The sequence below is a fragment of the Psychrobacter sp. BI730 genome (genome assembly GCF_013414195.1).
Lineage (GTDB): Bacteria > Pseudomonadota > Gammaproteobacteria > Pseudomonadales > Moraxellaceae > Psychrobacter.
Genome location: NZ_JAATTV010000004.1, coordinates 25,253 through 47,792, shown reverse-complemented (window position 1 = coordinate 47,792; position 22,540 = coordinate 25,253). Strand labels below are relative to the sequence as shown.

At 42.5% G+C, this 22,540-nt stretch carries 19 protein-coding genes; 4 read left to right on the top strand and 15 right to left on the bottom strand.

The features are described 5' to 3' along the window. Positions 1-160 precede the first annotated feature (160 nt). From HCZ91_RS03750 to queC, 8 genes are all read right to left on the bottom strand, one after another. Positions 161-1,228, bottom strand: a complete 1,068-nt coding sequence (locus tag HCZ91_RS03750) for a DUF475 domain-containing protein (protein WP_057760827.1) — start codon at positions 1,226-1,228, stop codon at positions 161-163. A gap of 227 nt (positions 1,229-1,455) precedes the next feature. Then, positions 1,456-2,031 carry a TerD family protein gene (locus tag HCZ91_RS03745; protein WP_057760825.1) on the bottom strand — a complete coding sequence of 192 codons (576 nt, stop codon included), beginning with the start codon at positions 2,029-2,031 and terminating at the stop codon, positions 1,456-1,458. 288 nt (positions 2,032-2,319) lie between these two features. Continuing rightward, entirely contained in the window at positions 2,320-4,626 is a 2,307-nt protein-coding gene (gene rlmKL / locus HCZ91_RS03740; protein WP_179798280.1) for a bifunctional 23S rRNA (guanine(2069)-N(7))-methyltransferase RlmK/23S rRNA (guanine(2445)-N(2))-methyltransferase RlmL, read from the bottom strand. 150 nt (positions 4,627-4,776) lie between these two features. Next, positions 4,777-5,961, bottom strand: coding sequence for a mechanosensitive ion channel family protein (locus tag HCZ91_RS03735; protein ID WP_257019960.1), 1,185 nt, complete (start codon positions 5,959-5,961; stop codon positions 4,777-4,779). Between the two features lie 160 nt (positions 5,962-6,121). Next, positions 6,122-7,612, bottom strand: coding sequence for a dihydrolipoyl dehydrogenase (locus tag HCZ91_RS03730; protein WP_179798276.1), 1,491 nt, complete (start codon positions 7,610-7,612; stop codon positions 6,122-6,124). Between the two features lie 159 nt (positions 7,613-7,771). Next, on the bottom strand, positions 7,772-8,269 hold the full coding sequence (locus tag HCZ91_RS03725; RefSeq protein WP_179798274.1) for a peroxiredoxin: 498 nt from the start codon (positions 8,267-8,269) through the stop codon (positions 7,772-7,774). Positions 8,270-8,444: 175 nt separating this feature from the next. Then, on the bottom strand, positions 8,445-8,774 hold the full coding sequence (locus tag HCZ91_RS03720) for a hypothetical protein (RefSeq protein ID WP_179798272.1): 330 nt from the start codon (positions 8,772-8,774) through the stop codon (positions 8,445-8,447). A gap of 344 nt (positions 8,775-9,118) precedes the next feature. After that, on the bottom strand, positions 9,119-9,895 hold the full coding sequence (queC, locus tag HCZ91_RS03715; protein WP_101205716.1) for a 7-cyano-7-deazaguanine synthase QueC: 777 nt from the start codon (positions 9,893-9,895) through the stop codon (positions 9,119-9,121). Positions 9,896-10,329: 434 nt separating this feature from the next. Here queC and ttcA point away from each other — a divergent pair, with 434 nt between their 5' ends. After that, positions 10,330-11,352 carry a tRNA 2-thiocytidine(32) synthetase TtcA gene (ttcA, locus tag HCZ91_RS03710; protein WP_257019970.1) on the top strand — a complete coding sequence of 341 codons (1,023 nt, stop codon included), beginning with the start codon at positions 10,330-10,332 and terminating at the stop codon, positions 11,350-11,352. 125 nt (positions 11,353-11,477) lie between these two features. Here the strand turns inward: ttcA and HCZ91_RS03705 are convergent, their stop codons facing one another. The 6 genes from HCZ91_RS03705 to ccoN all read right to left on the bottom strand — a co-directional run bounded on the left by HCZ91_RS03705 (position 11,478) and on the right by ccoN (position 17,661). After that, the gene (locus HCZ91_RS03705; protein WP_179798268.1) at positions 11,478-12,059 is read right to left on the bottom strand and encodes a FixH family protein; all 582 of its coding nucleotides are present in this window, start codon (positions 12,057-12,059) and stop codon (positions 11,478-11,480) included. Between the two features lie 218 nt (positions 12,060-12,277). Beyond that, positions 12,278-13,687, bottom strand: a complete 1,410-nt coding sequence (gene ccoG / locus HCZ91_RS03700; RefSeq protein WP_101205713.1) for a cytochrome c oxidase accessory protein CcoG — start codon at positions 13,685-13,687, stop codon at positions 12,278-12,280. 517 nt (positions 13,688-14,204) lie between these two features. Continuing rightward, a complete protein-coding gene (locus HCZ91_RS03695) occupies positions 14,205-15,353 on the bottom strand; it encodes a c-type cytochrome (protein ID WP_179798266.1) in 1,149 nt (382 codons plus the stop codon). After that, positions 15,353-15,532 carry a CcoQ/FixQ family Cbb3-type cytochrome c oxidase assembly chaperone gene (locus HCZ91_RS03690; RefSeq protein WP_057760804.1) on the bottom strand — a complete coding sequence of 60 codons (180 nt, stop codon included), beginning with the start codon at positions 15,530-15,532 and terminating at the stop codon, positions 15,353-15,355. The genes HCZ91_RS03695 and HCZ91_RS03690 overlap by 1 nt, the downstream gene beginning before the upstream one ends. Beyond that, positions 15,532-16,170, bottom strand: coding sequence for a cytochrome-c oxidase, cbb3-type subunit II (gene ccoO / locus HCZ91_RS03685; RefSeq protein ID WP_179798264.1), 639 nt, complete (start codon positions 16,168-16,170; stop codon positions 15,532-15,534). Before ccoO ends, HCZ91_RS03690 begins: the two co-directional genes overlap by 1 nt. Before the next feature lie 9 nt (positions 16,171-16,179). Further along, a complete protein-coding gene (ccoN, locus tag HCZ91_RS03680; protein WP_058024766.1) occupies positions 16,180-17,661 on the bottom strand; it encodes a cytochrome-c oxidase, cbb3-type subunit I in 1,482 nt (493 codons plus the stop codon). Positions 17,662-18,527: 866 nt separating this feature from the next. Between ccoN and HCZ91_RS03675 the strand changes: the two genes are divergently transcribed. Continuing rightward, the gene (locus HCZ91_RS03675) at positions 18,528-18,917 is read left to right on the top strand and encodes an SCP2 sterol-binding domain-containing protein (protein WP_057760797.1); all 390 of its coding nucleotides are present in this window, start codon (positions 18,528-18,530) and stop codon (positions 18,915-18,917) included. A 146-nt stretch (positions 18,918-19,063) separates the two neighbouring features. On the opposite strand, the gene HCZ91_RS03670 is transcribed toward HCZ91_RS03675, so the two are convergent. Beyond that, positions 19,064-20,038, bottom strand: a complete 975-nt coding sequence (locus HCZ91_RS03670) for a hypothetical protein (RefSeq protein ID WP_101205710.1) — start codon at positions 20,036-20,038, stop codon at positions 19,064-19,066. Between the two features lie 443 nt (positions 20,039-20,481). Between HCZ91_RS03670 and HCZ91_RS03665 the strand changes: the two genes are divergently transcribed. Both HCZ91_RS03665 and lolD read left to right on the top strand, forming a co-directional pair. Next, entirely contained in the window at positions 20,482-21,717 is a 1,236-nt protein-coding gene (locus HCZ91_RS03665) for a lipoprotein-releasing ABC transporter permease subunit (protein WP_102092330.1), read from the top strand. 45 nt (positions 21,718-21,762) lie between these two features. After that, positions 21,763-22,443: a lipoprotein-releasing ABC transporter ATP-binding protein LolD gene (lolD, locus tag HCZ91_RS03660; RefSeq protein ID WP_057760792.1), complete on the top strand. Its 681-nt coding sequence runs from the start codon at positions 21,763-21,765 to the stop codon at positions 22,441-22,443. The last annotated feature ends 97 nt before the right edge of the window (positions 22,444-22,540 follow it).

The following is a 22,540-nucleotide window of genomic DNA, read 5'->3' as shown; positions in this document are numbered from 1 at the left end:
TTTTAACCATTGATTGTCTTAATTATGGGTTATTCCGATATTTTGGGGCTTCCACAAGACCTAACAGTATGGCGAAATAATGTGAAAAAAAACAGGCCATACCTGATGATATGACCTGCTTAGATGTATAACTAGATACAGACTACACTGAGAACACGCTTTAGTTTAGGCTTGCTTTTTCAGCTTTACGATGCTGAAGTGACGCTAGCAGCGCCCAACCAATAAAGGCAATACCAATCAGACCAGTGATAATCTCTGGCACATGGAACTTCACTGACAATAGCATAATCAGTGCCAATGCGCCGATTGCATAATGTGCGCCATGCTCAAGATAGATGAACTCGTCAAGCGTGCCTTTGTCTACCAAGAAGATAGTCATAGAACGTACGAACATCGCACCAATCGCAAGACCTAACATGATAACAATCACGTCATTAGTAATTGCAAATGCGCCAATCACACCATCGAAACTGAATGAGGCATCTAGGACTTCTAAGTATAAGAAACCAATGATACCACCTTTCATAATGGCACTGGTCGCCGCAGCGCCCGAACCATTTTCTTCGTTTTCTAGGTCTTCTTCCAGATCGCCCTCAAGCATACCTGATACAACCTGTACGCCCAGATAAACCAAGATACCCCAAACACCTGCGATTAGGACAGCGCTTGACTGCTCTGCATTAGCCCACGATACCGCAATCATCAAGACGATAAGCGCTACAAATACGCTCATGGCATCGACTTTACCTAGCTTGGCTAAACGGCTTTCAAGCCAGTCAAACCAATGTACTTCTTTGTCATCAAAAATAAAGTTCAAGAATACCAATAGCAAGAAGATACCACCAAATGCTGAGATTTCCGCATGGTGTGCCATCAGTCTTGCTGAATACTCTTCAGGGCTATATAAAGCCAAGTTGATGACTTCCATCATACCAAGGTCGGCAGTAACCGCGACGATGACAATAGGGAAGACCAATCGCATACCGAATACGGCGATTAGGATACCCACGGTTAAAAATATCTTTTTCCAAAATTCGTCCCAGCCCTTAAGGACTGAAGCATTGACCACCGCATTATCAAAAGATAATGAAATCTCCATGACGGCCAAAATAGCGGTAATAGAAAGAGTGGCTATCATGCCACCCATACCGCCATGTGAATATCCCCACCATGCTGCTATTGCCAAAGCAATTGCGGTGAAAATAAAGTCTAAATAAAAATGTCTCATGACACATCCTGTATGGTTGCGTAAAGCTAAGGTCTACCTAGTATAGGCATGAACCGCAAAAAAGCGGTTATTACTAACCACTTTTTATGCATAATTTTAAACGAAACGTAAAGCATTACTAGTCATTTGGCCATTAAAAATTGTGACTATTTGCAACGATGGCAGTTTACTGTTTTGGACGTGATGACGGTGACTAATAACAGACTAAATACCAGTAAATAATGGTTTTAGATATCAACACCGTATTGCTGACACATCGCTTGCAAGCCGCCTGAATAGCCTTGACCAACAGCACGGAATTTCCATTCGCCGTTGTGACGATATACTTCGCCAAACACCATCGCTGTCTCTACAGAGTAGTCTTCTGCTAGATCAAAACGTACGACTTCAGTACCTGTTTCTTCATTAACGACACGGATAAAGGCGTTTGCGACTTGACCAAAGTTCTGGCTACGCGCTGCAGCGTCATGAATAGTCACTGTCACGACTACTTTATCTACGTCTGCAGGTACTTGAGTGAGATTTACTTTGATAACTTCATCATCACCGTCGCCTTCGCCAGTACGATTGTCACCAGTATGCTCGACAGCTCCATTGTCAGACTTCAGCTGATTATAAAAGATAAAGTCATGATCGCCGCGTACTTTGCCTGCGCCATTTAGCAAAAACACGCTAGCATCAAGGTCGAACTCAGCACCAGAAGTGGCACGCTCATCCCAACCAAGACCAATAAGTAGTTTGGTTAAATTTGGGTCGGTTTTCGTTAGCGATAAATTACCGCCTTTATTAAGTGATAAAGCCATGGTGTTATCCTTTTTATTAGACGTTAGTGGTTTTATAAGGTCATCGAAAAAAGGCGATGCTTACGCAATAACTGCGCAAATCCATCGCCTAGTAACGCTCTATCATAGCAACAAAAAATGGCCCAATCAAAGCTGATTGGGCCATTGTTATATTTCATATACATTATATACATTCGGCAAAAAACAGAAGTTTTAGGTACTTATATTGCCCTTATAAATCTATAGTCTTATTTATCAAAATCCTGTTTACGGACTTTAGATTCTAAACTGTAAATTTAAAACTTCGAGTTATAGACTTTGACGATGACGAATCTCAAAGCTTTGATGAATCGGCTTTTTGATATTGAAATCAAAGCCAATGGTTTTTTGCGTGATATCAATGATCTCATAACGCTGAGTCAACTGCTCATCTAACTCAAAACGCGTAAAGTTGTTAGAAAAGTACAAGACACCATCAGAGGTGAGGCGGTTCATGGCACGATTAATTAATGCAGCATGGTCACGTTGCACATCAAAAGTACCTTGAAACTTCTTAGAGTTTGAAAAGGTCGGTGGATCAATAAAGATAACATCGAACTGTTCGGTATTGTCTTTTATCCACTCAAAGATATCGGCAGCAACGAACTGGTACTTATTGCGGCTAACGTCCAAACCGTTCAAGACAAAGTTTTGTTTGCCCCAATCTAGATAGTTCTGTGACAAATCAACGCTAGTGACCTTCTTCGCGCCAGCAAGCGCTGCATGTACACTTGCAGTACAAGTATACGCGAACAGGTTAAGTACTGCTTTACCGCGGCTATTGTCCTTGATACGAGCACGCATATTACGGTGATCGATAAACAGACCAGTATCTAAGTAATCTGTAAAATTGACGTAAAGGTAAGCACCATCTTCGCGTACAACATGAAACTTGCCACGTTTTTCTGTGGTGTTCTGCTTGCTGTACTGATCGTTACCAGACTGACGAGCACGCGTTTTGATAAAGATCTGTTCACGGTTAATATCAAAGACTTCACGGATACCCATCAATGCCAAGTTAAAACGTTTCTTCGCAGTCTCAGGTGGGATGGTCTTTGGCGGCGCATATTCTTGCACATGCGCGTAATCACCGTACAAGTCGATCGCGACTTTGAAATCAGGTAAATCAGCATCGTAAACACGAATGTTGCTTACATTGTCTTTTTTGGCCAGTTTCTTGAGCTTAGCAAGGTTTTTTTGCAGACGGTTAATGAAGTCTTGACCCTCTTCTACTTCAATCTCGCGTTTCTTAAAACGACTAACAAGATTGCCCGTTTGCCCAGCAATAAGTGTTCCGTAGCGGAAATAGACGGTGATAGCACCATTATGACAGCGTAACGTTTTTGGTTCTTTAATCGGTAGAATATCTACTTGTTCGACATGAGAGGCCAATATGCCAAGCATCGGGTCAATGCCACTACCGGCAAAGCTGTCTTGCAATATCAGCCCAATCGCTTGGTACAACGGCTTAATCATTTCTTCATCACCCAAACGCTCACCATACGGTGGGTTGGTAATGACCAAAGGATTGCTCAATCGACCATCATTGACCAATGGCTTAAGTACGTTGCTGAGTTGGTCAAGCGCGCGATGTTCAATATCGAGTAGCGGTAAAAGGTCCTGTAAACCTGCGGCAATTAAGTTTTTTTCTGTGGCAAGAATCGCACCACTATCAGCATCAAAGCCCAACATAAGTGGCAATGTATCAGGCTGCTCATTGGCAATCTCTAATGCTTCGCGGAAACGTGTTTGAGCATCATCGATCATTTCTTGCCATAGCGTCTCATCATGATGCTGCCACTGGTAAAAGCCAAATTGATTGGCAGCTTTGTCAATACCCACGGCATAGTCGCAATGCATCAATAGCGCTTCGATAAGGAACGTTCCAGAGCCACACATTGGGTCAATTAACGCATTATAGAAAGGTGCGTCGCCAGCTTCGTTTTTCTTGTGCCAACCAGCACTATAGAGTAGGGCAGCTGCCAAGTTTTCTTTTAATGGTGCTTCTGTCATGGCCACGCGATAACCACGGCGATGCAAACTGGTACCGGATAAATCTAAATACAACTCAGCTTGCTTGTCATTAATGGTGGCAAAAACAGAGAAGTCTGGGTTTTTGCTATCGACGTTAGGGCGGCTGTCGTAAACTTCGTTAAAGGTATCGGCAATAGCATCTTTGATACGTAGCATGGCAAACTGCTGACTGACAGCGACACGCTTATCGACAGACAGACGAATAGCAAAGGTTTGTTCTAGGCTAAACTGCTCAGTCCAATTGACCGATTTTGCCAAGCCATATAGCTGCTCTGCAACGTCGTATTCTGCATTGATGTTTTTACGTTTAATCAGCATCAATACCCGCGAGGCCACGCGTGACCATAGGCAGATGGTATATAGCTCACGCAAGCCACCAGTTACGGCTAGACGGCCGGTACTTTTGATTTCGCTGTCAATGCCAAAACTGGTTAGCTCAGTCTGCAGTGGTGCCTCAAGCCCATCGGCACAGGTAATAATAAGATCAAGCGACAACTCTGGTGAAGCTGCTGTTAGAGATGCGGGCGCGGTTTGTTCGGTCATACGGGTACCTGTGGGCTAAATTGACAAAAAAGCAAATAATAAGATAATCGGTGTAACCGGCAATTTTACCATAATTCACAGTAGGATGGTTCAAAGTAGCCGTGTTTAAGATTTTAAGATGTGATAGTTAAATACGTGACAATAAATTCTCTATTCACCCTTCGTCAGTGGTAACTCATCTGGGACGATTTGAGTGGTGGTCGCAAAGGGTTTGGTTGCAATAGGGTAGTCAACATCCTTTGGCATCAGCAATCGCATATGCGGATAGGGCGTAGAGATATTAGCCGCATCAAATGCAATTTTAATCTCTTCTTGCAGCACTTCTTTGATTTTGGGTATGCGGGCAACGGCTGCTGGTTTGACCCAAAAACGTACGATAAAAAATACCCCGTACTCGCCAATTTCTGCCACGGTCGCTGAGGTCTCAGGACGATTAAGCACCGCATCGGTATCGCTGAGTACTTGCAAGATTTCCTTGCGAGCTGTCTCAATATCATCTTCGAACGCGATACGTACACGAATATCAAAACGTATAAAGTTCTTGGAAGTCAGGTTAATGACTTCTGATGAGGCAACGTTAGAGTTTGGGATAATGACAGTGATGTTGTCTCGAGTGAGGATATGAGTGGTGCGCAACGCGATAAGTACTACGCGCCCTTCATTGTCATTGATATGTATCCAATCACCGACTTGAAAAGACTGCTCAAGCAGAATGGTGATACCAGCGATAAAATTGGCAAGCGTCGATTGAGCGGCGAAACCTACTGCCAAACCAACAATACCCAAACCCGCCACTAACGATACAATGTCGAAGCCAAATTGCGCCATGACGCTGGCAAGCCCGAGTACCAATAGTAGTACAGATAAAATATTTTTGAGGAGCTGCTCTATGGAAGCATTGAGACCATAGTGCTGTAGGACTCTGTGAATGATTTGTCCTGATGATGCCCAAAGTACATAATAGATACCGGCCCAAGTGCTTGCCTTTGCAGTGGCTTTGATGGTCTCTGGTTCAAAGTTTATCTGACTCATAATCGCTATCAGACTGGCGACAATCCAGACATAGCGTAAAACTGAACGGACAATCTTGGTGCGGCGCTCATTTAACCGAATTTTGGCACGGCTTTGTCTAAGGATATAATTGGCCAACCAATAAAAAAATCCCAATACCGCAAGCAGTATTAGGATTTTGATGCCAGTGCTCGCCAATTCTACTGCTTGAGAGGACCAATTAAGTGACTCTTCATCGATAGAGCCGCCAAGAGCAAGATATAGGCTAGTATGTAAGTCGCGAACGATCTCTTCAAAAAAGTCGGTAACACTAGCGATTGGCATTTTTTCGTCCATGCAGGATGTGTTTGTACAAAAAGTTGTAAACAAATATCTATTTATAAAGTACCTCAAGTCGTCGAAGCAATCAAATAAAGTAATGGTTAAGACTAGTTACTATTAATTTAAAGGCATTGCTGATTTGAGGAGTTAGCTAAATGGTCGATTAAGAATTATCCTTTTGGGTGTCTAAAGATTGGAAAGGTATCTCCATTTTGTACTGCACATCACGTAACGCTGTACGTAGCCCCTCTAGTATCGTTGGATGATAAAAAGGGGTGTCGAGCATGTCTTTGATGCTCAAATCATTGGTAATCGCTGTAGCAAGTATATGACCGATATATTCAGCATCAGGACCGACCATACTAGCACCTAAAATCCTGTCTGTTTTTTTGCAACCATAGATATGTAGCAATCCGCAATTGACGCCCATCACACGGCTGCGTCCTTGATTATCAAAGCTCACGCTACCGATAACAAATTCGAGTTCTGAATCTTTTTGAATCTCTGGTAGCGACATACCAACATTGACGATTTGCGGTGAGCAAAATACGATAGAAAACGGCGTCGCAGGTGGGCGAATATAGGCCGCTTCTGTGTTTTCGCAGACCATACTGCCCGCACTATAGCCTTCATCGCTAGCCACATGCAGTAACGGAATATTAGCATTGGCATCCCCAACGATATAAACGTTTAAGTCACCAATCTGGCCTGTTTTTTTACTTAAATCTTTTGGACGGTTTTTATCGTCTAGCTCGACACCTAAGTTTTCGACACCTAGCTGCTTAATATTGTTGCGACGACCAGTAGCAACTAAGACGTACTCGCCTTGCCATTGCTGAGACTCACCAGCGCTGTCTTCATATTTGATAAACGCACTTTTGTTACCTTCACCTGCTTTTGTGCCTACATCGGTAATTTCGCTGCCTAGATGCATAGTTAATTCATGACCTAAGCAATCGATCGCTTTATTATTGATATCATCATCTTTTAGACCAGCCACTTGTTTGACGCGATTCAATAGCGTGACTTCGACACCTAAGCGTGTGAACGCTTGCGCAAGTTCTAGACCTATGGCACCAGCACCGACGACAGCCATCGTTTTTGGCAAGTCTTCAAGCTCAAAGACAATGTCAGACGTGAGCATGGTATCGCCAAGCTTGTCCGCCCATCCATCAGGAATAAACGGCGAGCTACCTGTAGCGACAATGATTTGCTCAGCGGCAATCAGCTCATTATTGACCTCGATTAGTCCTTGCTCATTAATACGAGCACGACCGTCAATTTTTTTATGGTCAGGCCAGCTGTCTACTTGTTTTTTAATGTAGCTTGCAAAATGACTGCGTTCGTCACGTACACGCTCCATGACTCGTTTGCCATCTATTTGCGTGGTTGTATGAATACCAAATTCAGCAGAATGGTTGGCATCATGTGCGCGATCAGCAGCTGCAATTAGCAGCTTACTAGGCATACAACCAACTGCTATACAGGTCGTGGTCCAAAATCCTTCATTAATAATGATTACGTCATCTTTGATTTTACTCGCTTGGCGAAAAGCATTTTGACCTGCGGTACCCGCGCCAATAATAGCGACAGATACTTTGCGCGTGACTTCTTTCGGCGTATCGTCAGTGGTCGTGCCAGATTGTTTATTCATATTATTCTCTAATAGGGGCAAGGTTGTATTCAGTAATAGACTGAATGCTTGGCTTATATTTTTTATTCGGTTTTTATCGTTTTTATGATGAATATTGATTTAACTATAACGTCAATAATACTGACTTAATTACAGAACCAATAATTATGGCACCAATAATTACGGCGCCAATATAGTCAGTAAACGACTGGTATAGTCTTTGGCACGTAGGTTACGCTGTGCATGAGTCAGCTCACTGTTTTTATCGAATACAAATGCCGAACGTACAAGGCCTAGCGTAATTTTGCCGTACATATTTTTTTCTTTGATAACATCAAAATACTGGCATAGCTTTTCATCAGCGTCACTGATAAGTGGAATCTGTAAGTCATACTTATCGATAAATTTTTCATGAGATTCAACGCTATCACGAGAGACGCCAATAATGTCGTAGCCCAATTCATCGAAGTCATGAAGGTGCGAGGTAAACTCTGTTGCCTGTGTAGTGCAGCCTGGCGTATTGTCTTTGGGATAAAAATAGAGAATAAGGCCTTTATCGGTATTGGCGACCATTTCTTTTAAATTGATTTCATCATGAATAAAGTTACCAGCAAGTTTGCGTACTATGGTTACTGGAAAATCAGGTAGGTGAATGGTTTCTGTCGTTGGTTTGGCCATTGTAAAATCCTTATTAGTTTTAGTTATATGTATTGGCTTAATGATGGTTCTATTTATAGTGTTCTTATCATAGGCAGATTAGTAGAAATAAATAATCAGTTTTACACTTTGCCCATTCATTGGCAACAAAAAAGACTGGCAATAGCCAGTCTTTTGTATATCAAACGATTAGAAGTTAAGCAGGTTTTTGCGGCTTCTTCAAATCCAAACCAACGGTGCACTGCTGCAAATCTTTTTGCATCGCTTTCACATATGGCAGGTTAGAAGGGTCTTTCTTATCTTGTGCGTAGCTTTCGATTTCCCACATTTGACCGATAGTCATGTTGCTGCGCACACCAATAGTACAGTTACATAGTTTGGTTGCGTTGCTTTTGTCAGCGACTTTATATTTGACTGCGCCATTGACACATGAATTGATATTATCTTGCTTAATGTCAGCAGCGTTAGCTTGTGGCAAGGCAAACAGGGCCGCTAAGGCTAGGGGTAGTACTGGCAAAAACTTCATAAATTTCCTCTTACGGGTAGCGTCAATTTTTTATCTTTTTCTCAATGCAAAGTCAACTCATCAATATATGAGTGACCGATATCGTCATGTACATCTTTCGATAAATATAATCGTTCATACGATAGCAAGTATGTCGATTAGAATACAAGAACGACGTGCTGTGTTAATGCAAGCGAATGTTGCGCGAATGTTGATGGGTATCGTCATTCCACGCAGCGTTTATCGTTAATACATAGTCGGCTTTATATGGTTTGGGTACAAGATAGGCGAGTAGACGTAATACAAGTAGTAGACTAAGCGCGCCTGATACCGTACCCAACTTATATAGGACTGACTAAAATTAATTAAGACTGATAATGAGTAGGGTCGGTTACGCCAGCTTGGGCAAAGCCTTGACGACGCAATGCGCAGCTATCACAAACACCGCAAGCAAGACCATTGGCATCTGCACGATAACAAGAAATCGTCTGGCCGTAATCGACACCTAATGACAGACCAAGCTCAATAGTTTGGGCTTTTGATAATTGCTGCAATGGCGTTTGAATCGATAAGCGATGTCCAGTAACGCCTGCTTTTGTCGCAAGGTTGGCCATATGTTCAAAGGCAGCTATATACTCTGGGCGACAGTCAGGGTAGCCAGAATAGTCAACTGAGCTGACACCAATGACGATATGATTGGCATCAGCGACTTCGGCGACTGCTAACGCGTATGATAAGAAGATAGTGTTGCGCGCAGGCACATAGGTATTTGGGATAGCGTCGTTATCGATTTCGTCGCGCTTTTTGCTAGGGAATTTGTCCGAATCACCGTCTGGCACGATCATGCTGTGATCTGTTAGCGATGAACCACCCAGTTGTGCGATATCAATATCGATGATTCTATGATTGACGCCTGCTGTCTCAGCGATGGTCTTTGCGGCCACAAGTTCACTATTATGACGCTGACCATAGTTAAAGCTGACTGCTGTCACTGATGCATAGCGTGCTTTTGCCCAATATAAGCAAGTCACCGAATCGAGACCGCCAGATAAAAGGACAACCGCATTTTGGCTTTTGGTAAGAGCAGCTAAATCAGCATCTGATACTTGATTGGGGGTGTTTTGCAAAGTAACGTTAGTCATAGTGATATCTATTATTGGTTTACGAAAACGGCTATTTTAGCAAAAATACGTCTACTACAGAACCACGAAGCGACCAATCACCCGTCACTAAGCTGCCAAAGCAAATTTAAACAGCATCGTAATAAAATAAAGTCGGTATTACTGTCATCTTTTCAATCTGTTAGCAATATTTGTTATAATCGCAGCTTTTAAAGTATCAGTCACCTGACATTGGTGATAATGCTTTAAAAGCCTTATCGCAAATCGCTTTATAGTAAAATCACCCTTATAAAGATATTGAGTAACTTATGACCGCAGCAACCTTATTTACGCCAAATATTCCTTCTCAAGCTGATGATGTATCGGATGCAATGAGCTTTGATAGTCAGGCTTTAGACACCGATACTGATAGTAGAGAGTACGATGACGTCTCTGAAGATGGCAGTGATGAGGACATGATTGACGAGCAGTTTGCCGATGCGCAAGCACCTACCGAATCAGCGTACTTTCGTAAACTACAAAAGAAGCTGCGTCGCCAAGTTTCTTGGGCAATCCGCGATTTTAATATGATTGAAGATGGCGATGTGGTGATGGTCTGTGTTTCGGGTGGTAAAGACAGCTATACCTTACTTGATATTTTATTACTGCTAAAACGCATTGCACCGATTCATTTTGATATCGTTGCGGTCAATCTAGACCAGAAGCAGCCAGGCTATCCAGAAGACATTTTACCTGCGTATCTAAACGAGCAGGGCATCGCTCACTATATTTTAGAAAAAGACACCTATAGCATCGTCAAAAGCGTGGTGCCAGAAGGCAAGACTTATTGCTCTGCATGCTCACGTCTACGCCGCGGCTCACTATATGGCTTTGCCAAACAAATTGGTGCGACTAAAATTGCCCTTGGCCATCATCGTGATGATATGCTGGCGACCTTCTTTTTGAACTTATTCCATGGTGGTGCGCTCAAATCCATGCCGCCCAAGCTACTGAGTGATGACAAGCAAAATATGCTGATTCGCCCATTGGCCTATGTCGAAGAAAAAGACATTATTGAGTACGCCAAATTAAAGGAATTCCCAATCATTCCTTGTAATCTGTGTGGCAGCCAGACTAATCTACAGCGTGCTATTATCAACGATATGCTGCGTGAATGGGATGACGCTCATCCGCAGCGTTTGGCTTCTATCTTTAAGGCCATGCAAAACGTTGCGCCATCGCAATTAGCTGATCGTGAGCTTTTTGATTTTGAAACACTCAGTCTTGATCGTGATAATGATGAGCGTTTATTTGAAGGCGACAATATTCAAGCCGGGCAGACAGAGAGTTTGGCTGAGATTGGTTTGCCTGTATCACCAAGGACGCAAACGTTCAATCCTAAGTTCGCTAGTGATAAGCCTTATTCAACAGAGACGGATAAAGCCGTACAAAACGAGCGTAAAGCACAGAAAATCCCAACGATTAACCCAGTGATTTAGTAGTTTATAAATTAGTACGAGATTAAATAGTACCTATTAATTAGTAGAATACTAAATAGCTCAAAAAAACCAGCCGATCTCTGACGAGTGGCTGGTTTTTTTATGTCTGGATGCTAATAACAGCATTAACTTTTAGCAAAAACGGGTAGTGGGTCAAAGCTGATCTTTGAGCGAGGCAATTTTGCAACATCTTGCATACGCCAATCATCTTTACCGTCATTGCTAACCTGTAGGTAATACTTGGCTTTTACCGAATCAATATCGACTTGTGCGCTGTATTTATTGCCCTCAACATGCTTAAGGACAACATCGCGGTCTTTTTTGATATCCGTTGCATGAGAAATAGAAAGCTCTAACGTATTAGGATAGGTAAGTGGCGTACCATTTAACAGCTTGCCTGATTGAACGCTTTTTTCAGGGTAATTGAGATAAAACACAATATCGCCATTTTCTGCAAACTGCATTTGTCCATGCAAGTCTAAATCATACGTGAGCTTGTCACGAGAGACATCGTGATAGAGCGTTTTGCCATCCATATACCAGTCGTCACGTACCACGCTATCACGGATCTGGTAAGAGTAATAAACAAACCAAATACAAGCGATCACGACCGCAGCAGGCATGCCAATCACAAAGATAACGACCATGTAATTTTTATACCATGGCTGCTTATCTTGATGTTTAAAGTTCGGTGCTGGAGTAGACATAAAATACCTATGCATCAGATACACATTTAATAGATAGCTGCTCATTAGATATCTATAAATGGTATCAACGGATAATTTGGCGGCTAAGCGCTACCAGTTTAATGATAAAACATTTATCCGATAGTCTTTAGCTAGAACAATTGGCTATTTACCTTGTTGCACTAGCTAAAGACGACCGAATGATATATATGAAATTAAACAATAGGTCTGCTAATGATTTACTGACCTTGGGTCGTAAAGATATTTTGTTTGCTTACCTTATACTTGCCATTTTCGCTGCTCACATTTAGCGTGACAGGCGTTTGGCCAAACTCTATCACATCAGGATCACCATAAATACTGACAGGCATATCGAAGCTTTCGCCAGCTTCTAAAGGTACATCATTAAAGCGCAGCTCTAAACTCAACCCTTTTTGCGGTGCTAGTGTTATCGTGTAGGTATGAGCATCCTGCGTCTTATTGGTTAGCTTGACGATATAGCTGTTTTCGATCATGCCTTGATTATTGATAGACGACAACTGATTACGGTCACGGCGGATATCAATCTCTAAGGGCACGCGATCGGTTAACGCATATATAACACCGCCACATAGCACAGCTAATAACGTCAAATAAGCAAATAATCGTGGGCGCAGTACGCGGCTTGGCTCTTTTTCTGCTAGCTGACGTTCAGTTGTATAGCGAATCAGACCACGCGGATAACCGACCTTATCCATCACTTCATTACAAGCATCAATACAAGCCGCACACTGAATACAGCCAACTTGCAAACCATCACGAATATCGATACCAGTAGGGCAGACCTGCACACACATGGTACATTCAATGCAGTCGCCCAGGTGCTCTGGATTTGTGCCTTTTTTACGGGCACCGCGTGGCTCACCGCGTTCATAATCATAAGATACGATCAATGTGTCTTTATCAAACATCACACTCTGAAAGCGGCCATAAGGACAAATCTGTACACACATCTGCTCACGCATGTAGCCTGCATTGGCATAAGTAGCAAAGGTGAAAATAAACATTGAGACCCATACCCATGTTGGCCAATCAGGGAATGGAATCACTCCTATTGACTGCCAGCTATGATATAGAGAATCTGTACCTGCCACATAACTAACAAAGGTCGCTGCTGTAATCACAGAAAGCAAAAACCAAATTGAATAGACAACTGTGCGCTTGAACACTTTGCTCGCACTTAACGGTGCTTTATCAAACTTGATGCGTTTATTACGATCGCCAATCACCCATTTTTCAACATATTGGTATAGATGCGTCCATATCGTTTGAGGACAGGCGTAACCACACCAAACGCGTCCTGCATATACCGTCACCATAAACAGCGTAAACGCGGCAATAATGGCAAATGCAGCAATAAAATAAAAATCTTGCGTCAAAAATGTCATGCCAAAAATATAGTAATGCTGTGATGGCACATCAAACCATATCGCTTGTCTATCATTATAGCGCAGCCATGGCAAAAGTAAAAAAGCCGCCAAAAGAGCATACATCGTGATGACACGAATATTTTGATAAAAACCTGTGACAAACCTTGGGTGTACACGATGTTTGGTTGCATCAAGATCGACTTGTTGTACAGGAATTTTATTGGGTTGTTGTGCTGACATAAACGTGCCTCTTTAAAAAAAGAATCAGTCTGCTGGCATGATGAACAAACACCTCTAGCGTCGAGGTATATGAGTGTATGATGTTATCAATGTCAGTAAATAGCGGATAAAAAATTCGATAAAAAACTTTCTAATCTGCTTACCAAATGATCGATTGTAAATATAGTCGGTTCAACATAATCTTGATACAAGCAAAGGTACTACAAATAGTAGACTAAACAAGCCTGTATCTAATTTATATGAAGTTGACTATCGTGTTATATGATTGAGTCAGAGCGATATAAAGCCATGACCAATAGACTATTTAAAAAAATAGCTATTCTAACATTCTCCCTACTAATAATGGGGTGATAATCGTAAAAAGCAACGAATATATGAGAACGTTTTCTAGTGTTTATAGCCGCTCATCATTGTCATTTCTAAATGAAAATCAATACCACTATACGCAAAAGGGAGAACTGCAATAACAGTTCTCCCTTCATTAAATCTCGTCCATATTCAGTACAGTAACAACGTCTTAGTTAGCAGTTGCTTCTTCAGCTGCTACAGGCTGAGTAGCTGCAGCATTAACCGGTGCTGCTTCAGGTGATTTGCCTGTTTTATCTGATAGTGAGTAGATATAAGCAGCAAGTAGCATGATACGCTCGTTACCTAGCTTAGTTTCCCACTGAGGCATAACGCCAGCACGGCCATAACGTAATGTATTACGTACAGTCTCACGCTCACCGCCATATAACCAGATATTGTCAGTCAAGTTCGGTGCACCTGCTGAAATCATACCTTTACCGCTTTCAGAGTGACAAAGTGCACACTGCTGCTTAAAGATAGCTTCGCCTTGATTAACCAAAGTTTGATCAAGTTCACCGTTACTCTTACTACCGTTGTTTGGAGATAGTGACAATACATATTCAGAAGCTGCACGTACACCGTCTTCGCCGATCTGATCACGCCAAGCAGGCATACCGCCGATACGACCATTGTGTAGCGTGGTCAGAATGTTGCTAGCTTCGCCGCCATATAACCAATCATTGTCTGTTAGGTTAGGGTAGCCTGTCGCACCTTTAGCGTTAGAGCCATGACATACAGAACAGTTTTGTAAGAACAAGCGGCTACCAACTTTTAAAGCATTCGGGTTTTCAGACAGTTTTTCGACATAAGGAGCAAGTTCTGCAACCTTTTCGTCAATTTTAGTCTGTAGATCTGCTGGTGGGTTTTCGCTACGACGCATGGTCGCTTGTAACTCGTTTAGCGTACCAAGTGTCGCAGTCGCACCTGCAGCATCTGCTTTTACCAGAATGCTTTTTTCAAAGTTGTCGGTAAATACTTTGTTGTTGCTTTCAAGCTCACTGAACAACTCGTTTTTAGAGGTCCACGGTACAGTTTCACCGTCAACTTCTACGGTGGCTATACCGTTCCAATGTGCTGGGAACATAGCTGGAAAGAATACCCAGTATGCGACACCCCAAACGATTGAACCAAAAAATATCACCAACCACCATTTAGGAAGTGGTTTGTCGTATTCTCGGATACCATCGTATTCATGACCAGTAGTACCGTCTTCCTCAACGTCTGGTTTGTATTTTAGTACAAACAGCAGAACGCCAAGAATAAAAAGCCAGCAACCGAAACTGATTAGCGTGATCCAAGAACTCCAAAAAAATGTCATCATTTATCCTTATTGCGCTGCTCTTCAGACAGAGATTTTATATCCTCGTCATCAAGCGCAAGTTGTGCATCTTCTTCGAAGCGTTTTTTGTTTTTTGGCGAATACGCCCACCATGCAACGCCTACAAAGGCAATAAAGGCAGAAACGGTCGCAATTGTTTGTAATTCACCAATACCCATTAGCGCTGTCCTTCCATTGCGGTACCTAACTGCTGTAGATAGGCGACCAAAGCGTCAAGCTCAGTAGCGCCAAGCACTGCATCTGGAGCGCCTTCAATGTCTTCTTCAGTATAAGGAACACCGAAGCGATCGCGGAATAGACGCATTTTAGCTTGAATGTTTTCGCCATCTACTTCGTTAGTCGCCAACCAAGGGAAACCTGGCATAACTGATTCAGGCACTAGCGAACGTGGATTGATCAAATGTTGCTTTTGCCAATCTTCAGAATAACGGCCACCAACACGTGCTAAATCTGGTCCAGTACGTTTCGATCCCCATAAGAATGGATGATCCCACGTCGACTCGGCGGCACGTGAATATGGTCCATAACGTTCAACTTCTGCACGTAATGGGCGAACCATTTGAGTATGACAAACGTGACATCCTTCACGGATATAAATATCACGACCTTCAAATTCAAGCGCTGTCCAAGGCTCCATGGCAGGAAGGGGAGCGTTCACCCCACCTTCTTCAGGACCCTTGTTGTCATAGATCAATGGCACGATTTCAACTAGCGTTGCAAAACTAATAGCAATCACGATACCAATGACTAACAAGCCTGTATTTTTTTCAATAATTTCATGCGGTATACCAGCCATGATCGCTCCTTATACGTTAGCTGTCGAAGGTTTTTCGACACTAGGTTCATGATCCGTTGGATCAGCGACATCTACAGGCTTACCTTCTGGCATTTTGAGTGTTTTATAGCAGTTATAAGCCATTACAAACATACCCGATACATATAAGAAGCCACCAAATGCACGGCCAATATATGGGAAATGCGAGAATTCAACAGTATCAACGAAGCTATATACCAAAGTACCGTCTGGGTTAGTAGCAAGCCACATCATGCCTTGGCCAATACCTGAGATCCACATAGACACGATATAGAAGATCGTTCCTGCAGTCGCTAGCCAAAAATGCGTGGTGATTAAGCTGATAGAGTACATCTTCGGTTTGTTATAAATACGTGGTAACAGTACGTATAGCGAACCAATGGTAATCATACCAACCCAGCCAAGTGCGCCTGAGTGTACGTGACCAACTGTCCAGTCAGTGTTATGCGATAGCGCATTCACTGTTTTGATAGACATCATTGGGCCTTCAAACGTCGACATCGCGTAGAACGACAATGCAACAATCATAAAGCGAATGATCGGATCGGTACGCAGCTTATCCCAACTACCTGATAGCGTTAGTACACCGTTAATCATACCACCCCAAGATGGTGCGAATAGGATGATTGAGAAGACCATAGCAAGAGACTGCGTCCAATCAGGAAGCGCTGAATAATGCAAATGGTGACCACCAGCCCACATATATGAAGCAATCAATGCCCAAAAGTGAACGATAGACAAACGATAAGAATAGATAGGACGACCAATCTGTACAGGAACGAAATAATACATCATTCCAAGGAAGGCTGCCGTTAAGTAAAAACCTACCGCATTATGCCCGTACCACCACTGCACCATCGCATCAGTTGCACCGCCAAATAGCGAATAAGATTTGAACGCGCTAACTGGAATCGCCATGCTGTTTACGATGTGTAGTAGTGCAATCGTAATGATGAAAGCGGCAAAGAACCAGTTAGCCACATAGATATGTGAGGTTTTACGTTTGATGAGCGTACCAAAAAATACAATGGCATAAGAGATCCATACCAAGGCAATTAGAATATCGATCGGCCACTCAAGCTCAGCGTATTCTTTAGTTGAGGTCAAACCTAGAGGAAGGGTAATAACAGCGGATACGATAACCGCTTGCCAACCCCAAAAGGTAAACCAAGCCAAATATGGCGCAAATAAACGCGTCTTACAGGTACGCTGAACGATGTAGTAAGACGTTGCGAACAGGGCAGAGCCACCGAACGCAAAAATCACCGCATTGGTATGCAGTGGTCTTAAACGACTAAAGGTCAGCCATGGAATGTCAAAGTTGAGTGCTGGCCATGCTAACTGTGAAGCAATGAACACACCAAGACTCATGCCGACGATGCCCCAAACGACAGCCATGATCGTAAAAAATCTTACGACAGTAATTTCATACTCACGGTCAACTGGGGCGACTGCTGTGTTTTGTAAACTCATTGGATGATTCCTTTACAGCCCGAATTATCAACAGAATTAACCAACAATCTATGTTGTCTGCACTATAAATACTCTCAAATTTGTATTTATACTAGCGCCAACACATGTTGTTTTTTGGCTTATTTAGCGCAATGACGTCATTAACTATCGATTTAGGCCCTTACTGTCTATTAGTTAATACTAATAAATAGAAATAGGCATTTCGTACACCTTACTTAAGGTCAATCGATAGTAGGATTGTTAATAGATCATCAAGGTAAATAAGAAGACGCGCCGTTTTGAGCATCAAACATCTCATAAGGCTAAATATGTATCTTAATTATTACGAAAAAATCTGTACTAATGAAGATAGATACCCATATCTATAGGGCTATTAAAACGCATTGACCATAGATGTATGCTAGCGGCGGCTGACAAAAAACACGATTATGTAATGTTTGGTTAAAACTCCCGACTCTGTTTAAGGGTATTGTAACGCAATCCTAATTAAATATCATCAGAACTATGCGCCAAAATACAAACTCTTTGGTATAAATGTTAGCGAGCAACTTATTATTGCTGTGCTACTCCTCTATTTTATACACAATTTTGTCACTATTCTAGATGCTCGTTTTAATTGACTAGGGGAAGCGCTCGCTAGACATAAGCGTAGGCCTGCAAAGAATTTTTGTAACAATAACATTGCTGAGCCGATAAATAGGTTTTACTTCTTATCAAGTCGCCCTTTATAATGAGGCTGAACGTCATTAATGGCTATGTATTGCATAGGTCTATTGATAGCAATCATTTTAATAATTCTAATAGTTAGGCCAAGAGTGCCTCAAGGGATATTGGTCTGACAGAATATCAATTAAGGATAATATAATATGGCAGTTTTTTTGACAGATGAATGGTTTGAGCAAGTAGAAAAAATGGGCAACGAAGCAGGTGAGTTAAATTTACCACCAGTACTTGCCAATATGGTCGTCAACTTAAAAGTGGCTGAAGCTGATAAAACTATCGAAGCCAATTTTGCAAATGGTTTGCTGCATCGCGGCTTAAACGATAATGCAACGACGACGCTGCTACTAGATCGCGATATCCTACAGTCTATCATCACTGATTTTGATACCAATCAAATCATGGGTGCGTTTATGAGTGGCAAAATCCGTGTCGAAGGTGATATGTCACAGTTGATGGCCGTACAGACTGCACGTCCAAGCGCAGAGCAAAAAGAGTTGTATACTCGTATCAAATCAATGACGACGATGGCTTAATCGTCTATTTATACGAATCTTACGTTACGTTTTTGCGTTGTAAGTCAGTAAGACACGAAAAAGCCCCTAATTCATATTAGGGGCTTTTTTATTGGGTACTTACATAAGTAATAGCATAAAAAGCTGTAAAAAGTCTTTCAAAAAGACTAGCTAGCTTTTGATTGCTGCGTCGCATTTGATTGGTTTTCTTTGTATATTGCTGCTTGCAGCCATACGTTTGCTTGGACGTAGTCATGTACTTTGATGCTATTGGTTTCAGCAGTGTTGAGCGCACCGATACGCACTACAAAAGGATCTGCGTCTTGCTCACGTAGCGTCACTACGTCAAACAATATGATAGATTTACCATTGAAGACGGTTTCTTGCTTGCCAAGGACTTGACCTTGACACCAAGCCTCGTCTTCTTGTCCTAGCGTATCACCAAACAAGTAAGCGCACATATGGCCTAAGTTAATCTCGACAGGTGCCATTTGTTCTTTGGTTTCAGGTTTCCATTCGCTGATTTGCTCTTGTAGGTCATCAGGGATTTTTCCGTCATTTGCCGCCACGATGTCGTTAAAGGCACGGTGATAACGGATAGACTCTTGGTCTTCGACCATGATGACTTCGTTTTGCTCGCTTAGCTTAATTTCGTGCGCCCAAGCACTAAAGTTCACATAGTAAGAGGTGTCGCGTTGATAGAGATGGCGGTTGGTCGTATAGAGTTGATCAAACGCATAAATGATACTGCCATCAGCAGTACGTAAGCGCAACACGGCATCATGTGAGTTGTCATTGGCGATGACACGCTCAATTTTGCAGGTCAATCCGTAAGGACTATCGACACAAGGATAGGCATTGATAAAGCATTCTGGCTTACCATCCTTCATCGCGAGCACTTGATTAATATGGCAAGGCTGATCTTCTGATAGAAGTAGGCAGCTGTCTTTTGCACTGACGTTGTTATTCAGGCCTTTAGGCATAGCAGCGACTTCGATCATTTTTTGTAGCCACTCAGGCACATCATGACTCATATCATCGGTCAGAATACGCCAGTGATCGGCGTGACCTGCAGACTGCTCATCGGTCAACGTGATCTTGGTAGGAGATTGAATGTTTTTGTATTGATAATTTATGGTCATGAAAATACTCAAAATTAAGTCAGCGTGAGGTTTGTATCTAATACTGTGTTTGCTTGTGTACCATCCAACATTTTAAATGATTGGTTTATGATGGTCAGCAGCCTAGCCAGTAAAAGATCAGAAACCTCAATGAGGGGTTAATGACAATTGTCTTTAGCATATAATATATAGGTATTGGTACAGCTAATAGCAAGCCCCCTATAAAAAATAATAACAAAACCCAGTTTTTTGGTAAAAAATACTCTCAGTTGTTGCTAATGACTGGCACATATCAGCTAGTTTGTGTCAAACTAGCTCCCTTTTGACAGCTGTTATTGGCTCGTCTGACACCCTGTTTTTGTGTTTGATTTATATGTGAGTAGTAGCAACTGTATGATGCATTTACTACTGCTCGTTATGCAACCTATATAAAGTCGCACGTAGATAAGATAAAGAGTTTGAATATGTTTCGTCCTTTAGCGTTATTTATCGGCTTACGATATACCCGAGCAGAACGTAGTAATGGCTTTATCTCCTTTATATCACTCATCTCGATGATTGGTCTGACGCTTGGGGTTGCCGTATTGATTACGGTGCTATCAGTGATGAACGGCTTTGACCGTGAACTGAAAACCCGTATTTTGGGAATGGTACCGCAGGCTACTGTGGTCTCATCAGAAATTATTGGCGACTGGGAACAGCTCGCTGATCAGATCAAAGAAGACCCAGAAGTGGCAGCTGTGGCGCCATTCATTCAACTGCAAGGGATGCTGACATCAAATGGTCAGGTCGCAGGGATCATGGTGACAGGCGTCGAGCCTGAATACGAAAAAAACGTCTCTATCATCAATGAGCATATGATTGAAGGTAGTATTGACACCTTGAAAAGTGGTGACTTTAGTATCGTGTTGGGTGAGGAGATGGTGCAGTCCTTGGGTTTGCAAATAGGGGATAAAGTGACGCTGGTATTGCCAGAAGCGTCACCATCACCAGCAGGTGTGATACCGCGATTTAAGCGTTTTACTCTGACAGGTATCTTTACGATCAGCCCAGAAGTAGACAGTCTCATGGCATTTATCCCGATGGGAGATGCGGCAAAGTTACTGCGTCTGCCAGAAGGTGCGCAGGGCGTACGCATGAAGCTGAACGATATCTTTACTGCGCCGATAGCTGCGGAAAAAGCGGCTGCTATCGCACCTGAAAAGCTATATCCAAATGACTGGACACAAACCCATGGCAATCTATTTGGAGCAATTCAAATGGAAAAAGCCATGGTCGGCCTATTACTATTTTTGATCATCTTAGTTGCCGCTTTTAACATTGTCTCAAGTCTGGTCATGCTAGTGACCGATAAAAAAGCAGATATCGCAATCTTAAAAACCTTTGGTGCGTCTCCTCGTTTGATTACGCAAGTCTTTATGGTACAAGGTGTGGTTATCGGTGTTATCGGTACTATCGCTGGTACGATACTGGGTGTGATATTTGCACTTACGGTCAGCGATATTTTAGGCTTTATTAACCAAGCCTTTGGTCTAAACCTATTTGATGCGTATTTTGTCAATTATTTGCCATCGCAGTTGCGTTTGTTAGATGTGGTATTAATCACAGGTGCATCGTTTGTATTGAGCTTTTTGGCAACGATTTATCCAGCGCGCCGAGCGGCTAAGATTCAGCCTGCTCAAACGCTACGCTATGAGTAATTCCAAACGCCTAAATATCGAAATAAATAAAATAAAGGAAGCGCTATGTCTGCCATTTTAGAGGCGACCAATATCAATAAGATATATGATGAAGGCGCGGTCAGTACACAAGTATTGACTGGTCTTGATCTGACTGTTCATGCGGGTGAGCGCATCGCTATCGTTGGAACCAGCGGTTCAGGTAAAAGTACGTTGCTACATTTGCTTGGTGGTCTAGATACGCCAACCAGTGGTGAGGTTTGGTTGCATGGTCAGTTATTAAATAGCATGAATGAAACTGAGCGCGGAGCTATGCGTAACAAGCATTTGGGCTTTATTTACCAGTTTCACCATCTGCTAGCAGAATTTACAGCAATCGAAAACGTAGCCATGCCATTGCTGATGCGTCCAGAAGTATCAACGACTGATGCTCGTAAGCAAGCGGTTGAGATTCTAGAAAATGTCGGTCTGGAGCATCGTTTGATGCATAGACCAGGTGAGCTATCAGGTGGCGAGCGTCAACGTGTAGCGATTGCACGCGCGCTAGTGACTAAGCCATCGCTTATCTTGGCAGATGAGCCAACAGGTAACTTGGACTACGACAATGCACAAAGCGTCTTTGGCTTGTTGTCAGAGCTACAAAGTACCATGCAAACGGCGCTACTTATGGTGACGCATGATCGTAATTTAGCGGCTCTTGCTGATCGTCAGTTGTTGCTACGCAATGGGCATTGGGAACAGTATTAATAATTTTTTATGTTATGTTGAAAAACTGACCGAAACGCCATCTATTGGCGTCTGTCATGGATGTGATGGCTATCATATTGAAAAGTTATTGTTGTAG

Coding starts and splice junctions, on each gene's coding strand:
- HCZ91_RS03750 (WP_057760827.1), bottom strand. CDS start 1,228: ATGAGACATTTTTATTTAGACTTTATTTTCACCGCAATTGCTTTGGCA.
- HCZ91_RS03745 (WP_057760825.1), bottom strand. CDS start 2,031: ATGGCTTTATCACTTAATAAAGGCGGTAATTTATCGCTAACGAAAACC.
- rlmKL (WP_179798280.1), bottom strand. CDS start 4,626: ATGACCGAACAAACCGCGCCCGCATCTCTAACAGCAGCTTCACCAGAG.
- HCZ91_RS03735 (WP_257019960.1), bottom strand. CDS start 5,961: ATGCCAATCGCTAGTGTTACCGACTTTTTTGAAGAGATCGTTCGCGAC.
- HCZ91_RS03730 (WP_179798276.1), bottom strand. CDS start 7,612: ATGAATAAACAATCTGGCACGACCACTGACGATACGCCGAAAGAAGTC.
- HCZ91_RS03725 (WP_179798274.1), bottom strand. CDS start 8,269: ATGGCCAAACCAACGACAGAAACCATTCACCTACCTGATTTTCCAGTA.
- HCZ91_RS03720 (WP_179798272.1), bottom strand. CDS start 8,774: ATGAAGTTTTTGCCAGTACTACCCCTAGCCTTAGCGGCCCTGTTTGCC.
- queC (WP_101205716.1), bottom strand. CDS start 9,895: ATGACTAACGTTACTTTGCAAAACACCCCCAATCAAGTATCAGATGCT.
- ttcA (WP_257019970.1), top strand. CDS start 10,330: ATGATTGACGAGCAGTTTGCCGATGCGCAAGCACCTACCGAATCAGCG.
- HCZ91_RS03705 (WP_179798268.1), bottom strand. CDS start 12,059: ATGTCTACTCCAGCACCGAACTTTAAACATCAAGATAAGCAGCCATGG.
- ccoG (WP_101205713.1), bottom strand. CDS start 13,687: ATGTCAGCACAACAACCCAATAAAATTCCTGTACAACAAGTCGATCTT.
- HCZ91_RS03695 (WP_179798266.1), bottom strand. CDS start 15,353: ATGACATTTTTTTGGAGTTCTTGGATCACGCTAATCAGTTTCGGTTGC.
- HCZ91_RS03690 (WP_057760804.1), bottom strand. CDS start 15,532: ATGGGTATTGGTGAATTACAAACAATTGCGACCGTTTCTGCCTTTATT.
- ccoO (WP_179798264.1), bottom strand. CDS start 16,170: ATGGCTGGTATACCGCATGAAATTATTGAAAAAAATACAGGCTTGTTA.
- ccoN (WP_058024766.1), bottom strand. CDS start 17,661: ATGAGTTTACAAAACACAGCAGTCGCCCCAGTTGACCGTGAGTATGAA.
- HCZ91_RS03675 (WP_057760797.1), top strand. CDS start 18,528: ATGGCAGTTTTTTTGACAGATGAATGGTTTGAGCAAGTAGAAAAAATG.
- HCZ91_RS03670 (WP_101205710.1), bottom strand. CDS start 20,038: ATGACCATAAATTATCAATACAAAAACATTCAATCTCCTACCAAGATC.
- HCZ91_RS03665 (WP_102092330.1), top strand. CDS start 20,482: ATGTTTCGTCCTTTAGCGTTATTTATCGGCTTACGATATACCCGAGCA.
- lolD (WP_057760792.1), top strand. CDS start 21,763: ATGTCTGCCATTTTAGAGGCGACCAATATCAATAAGATATATGATGAA.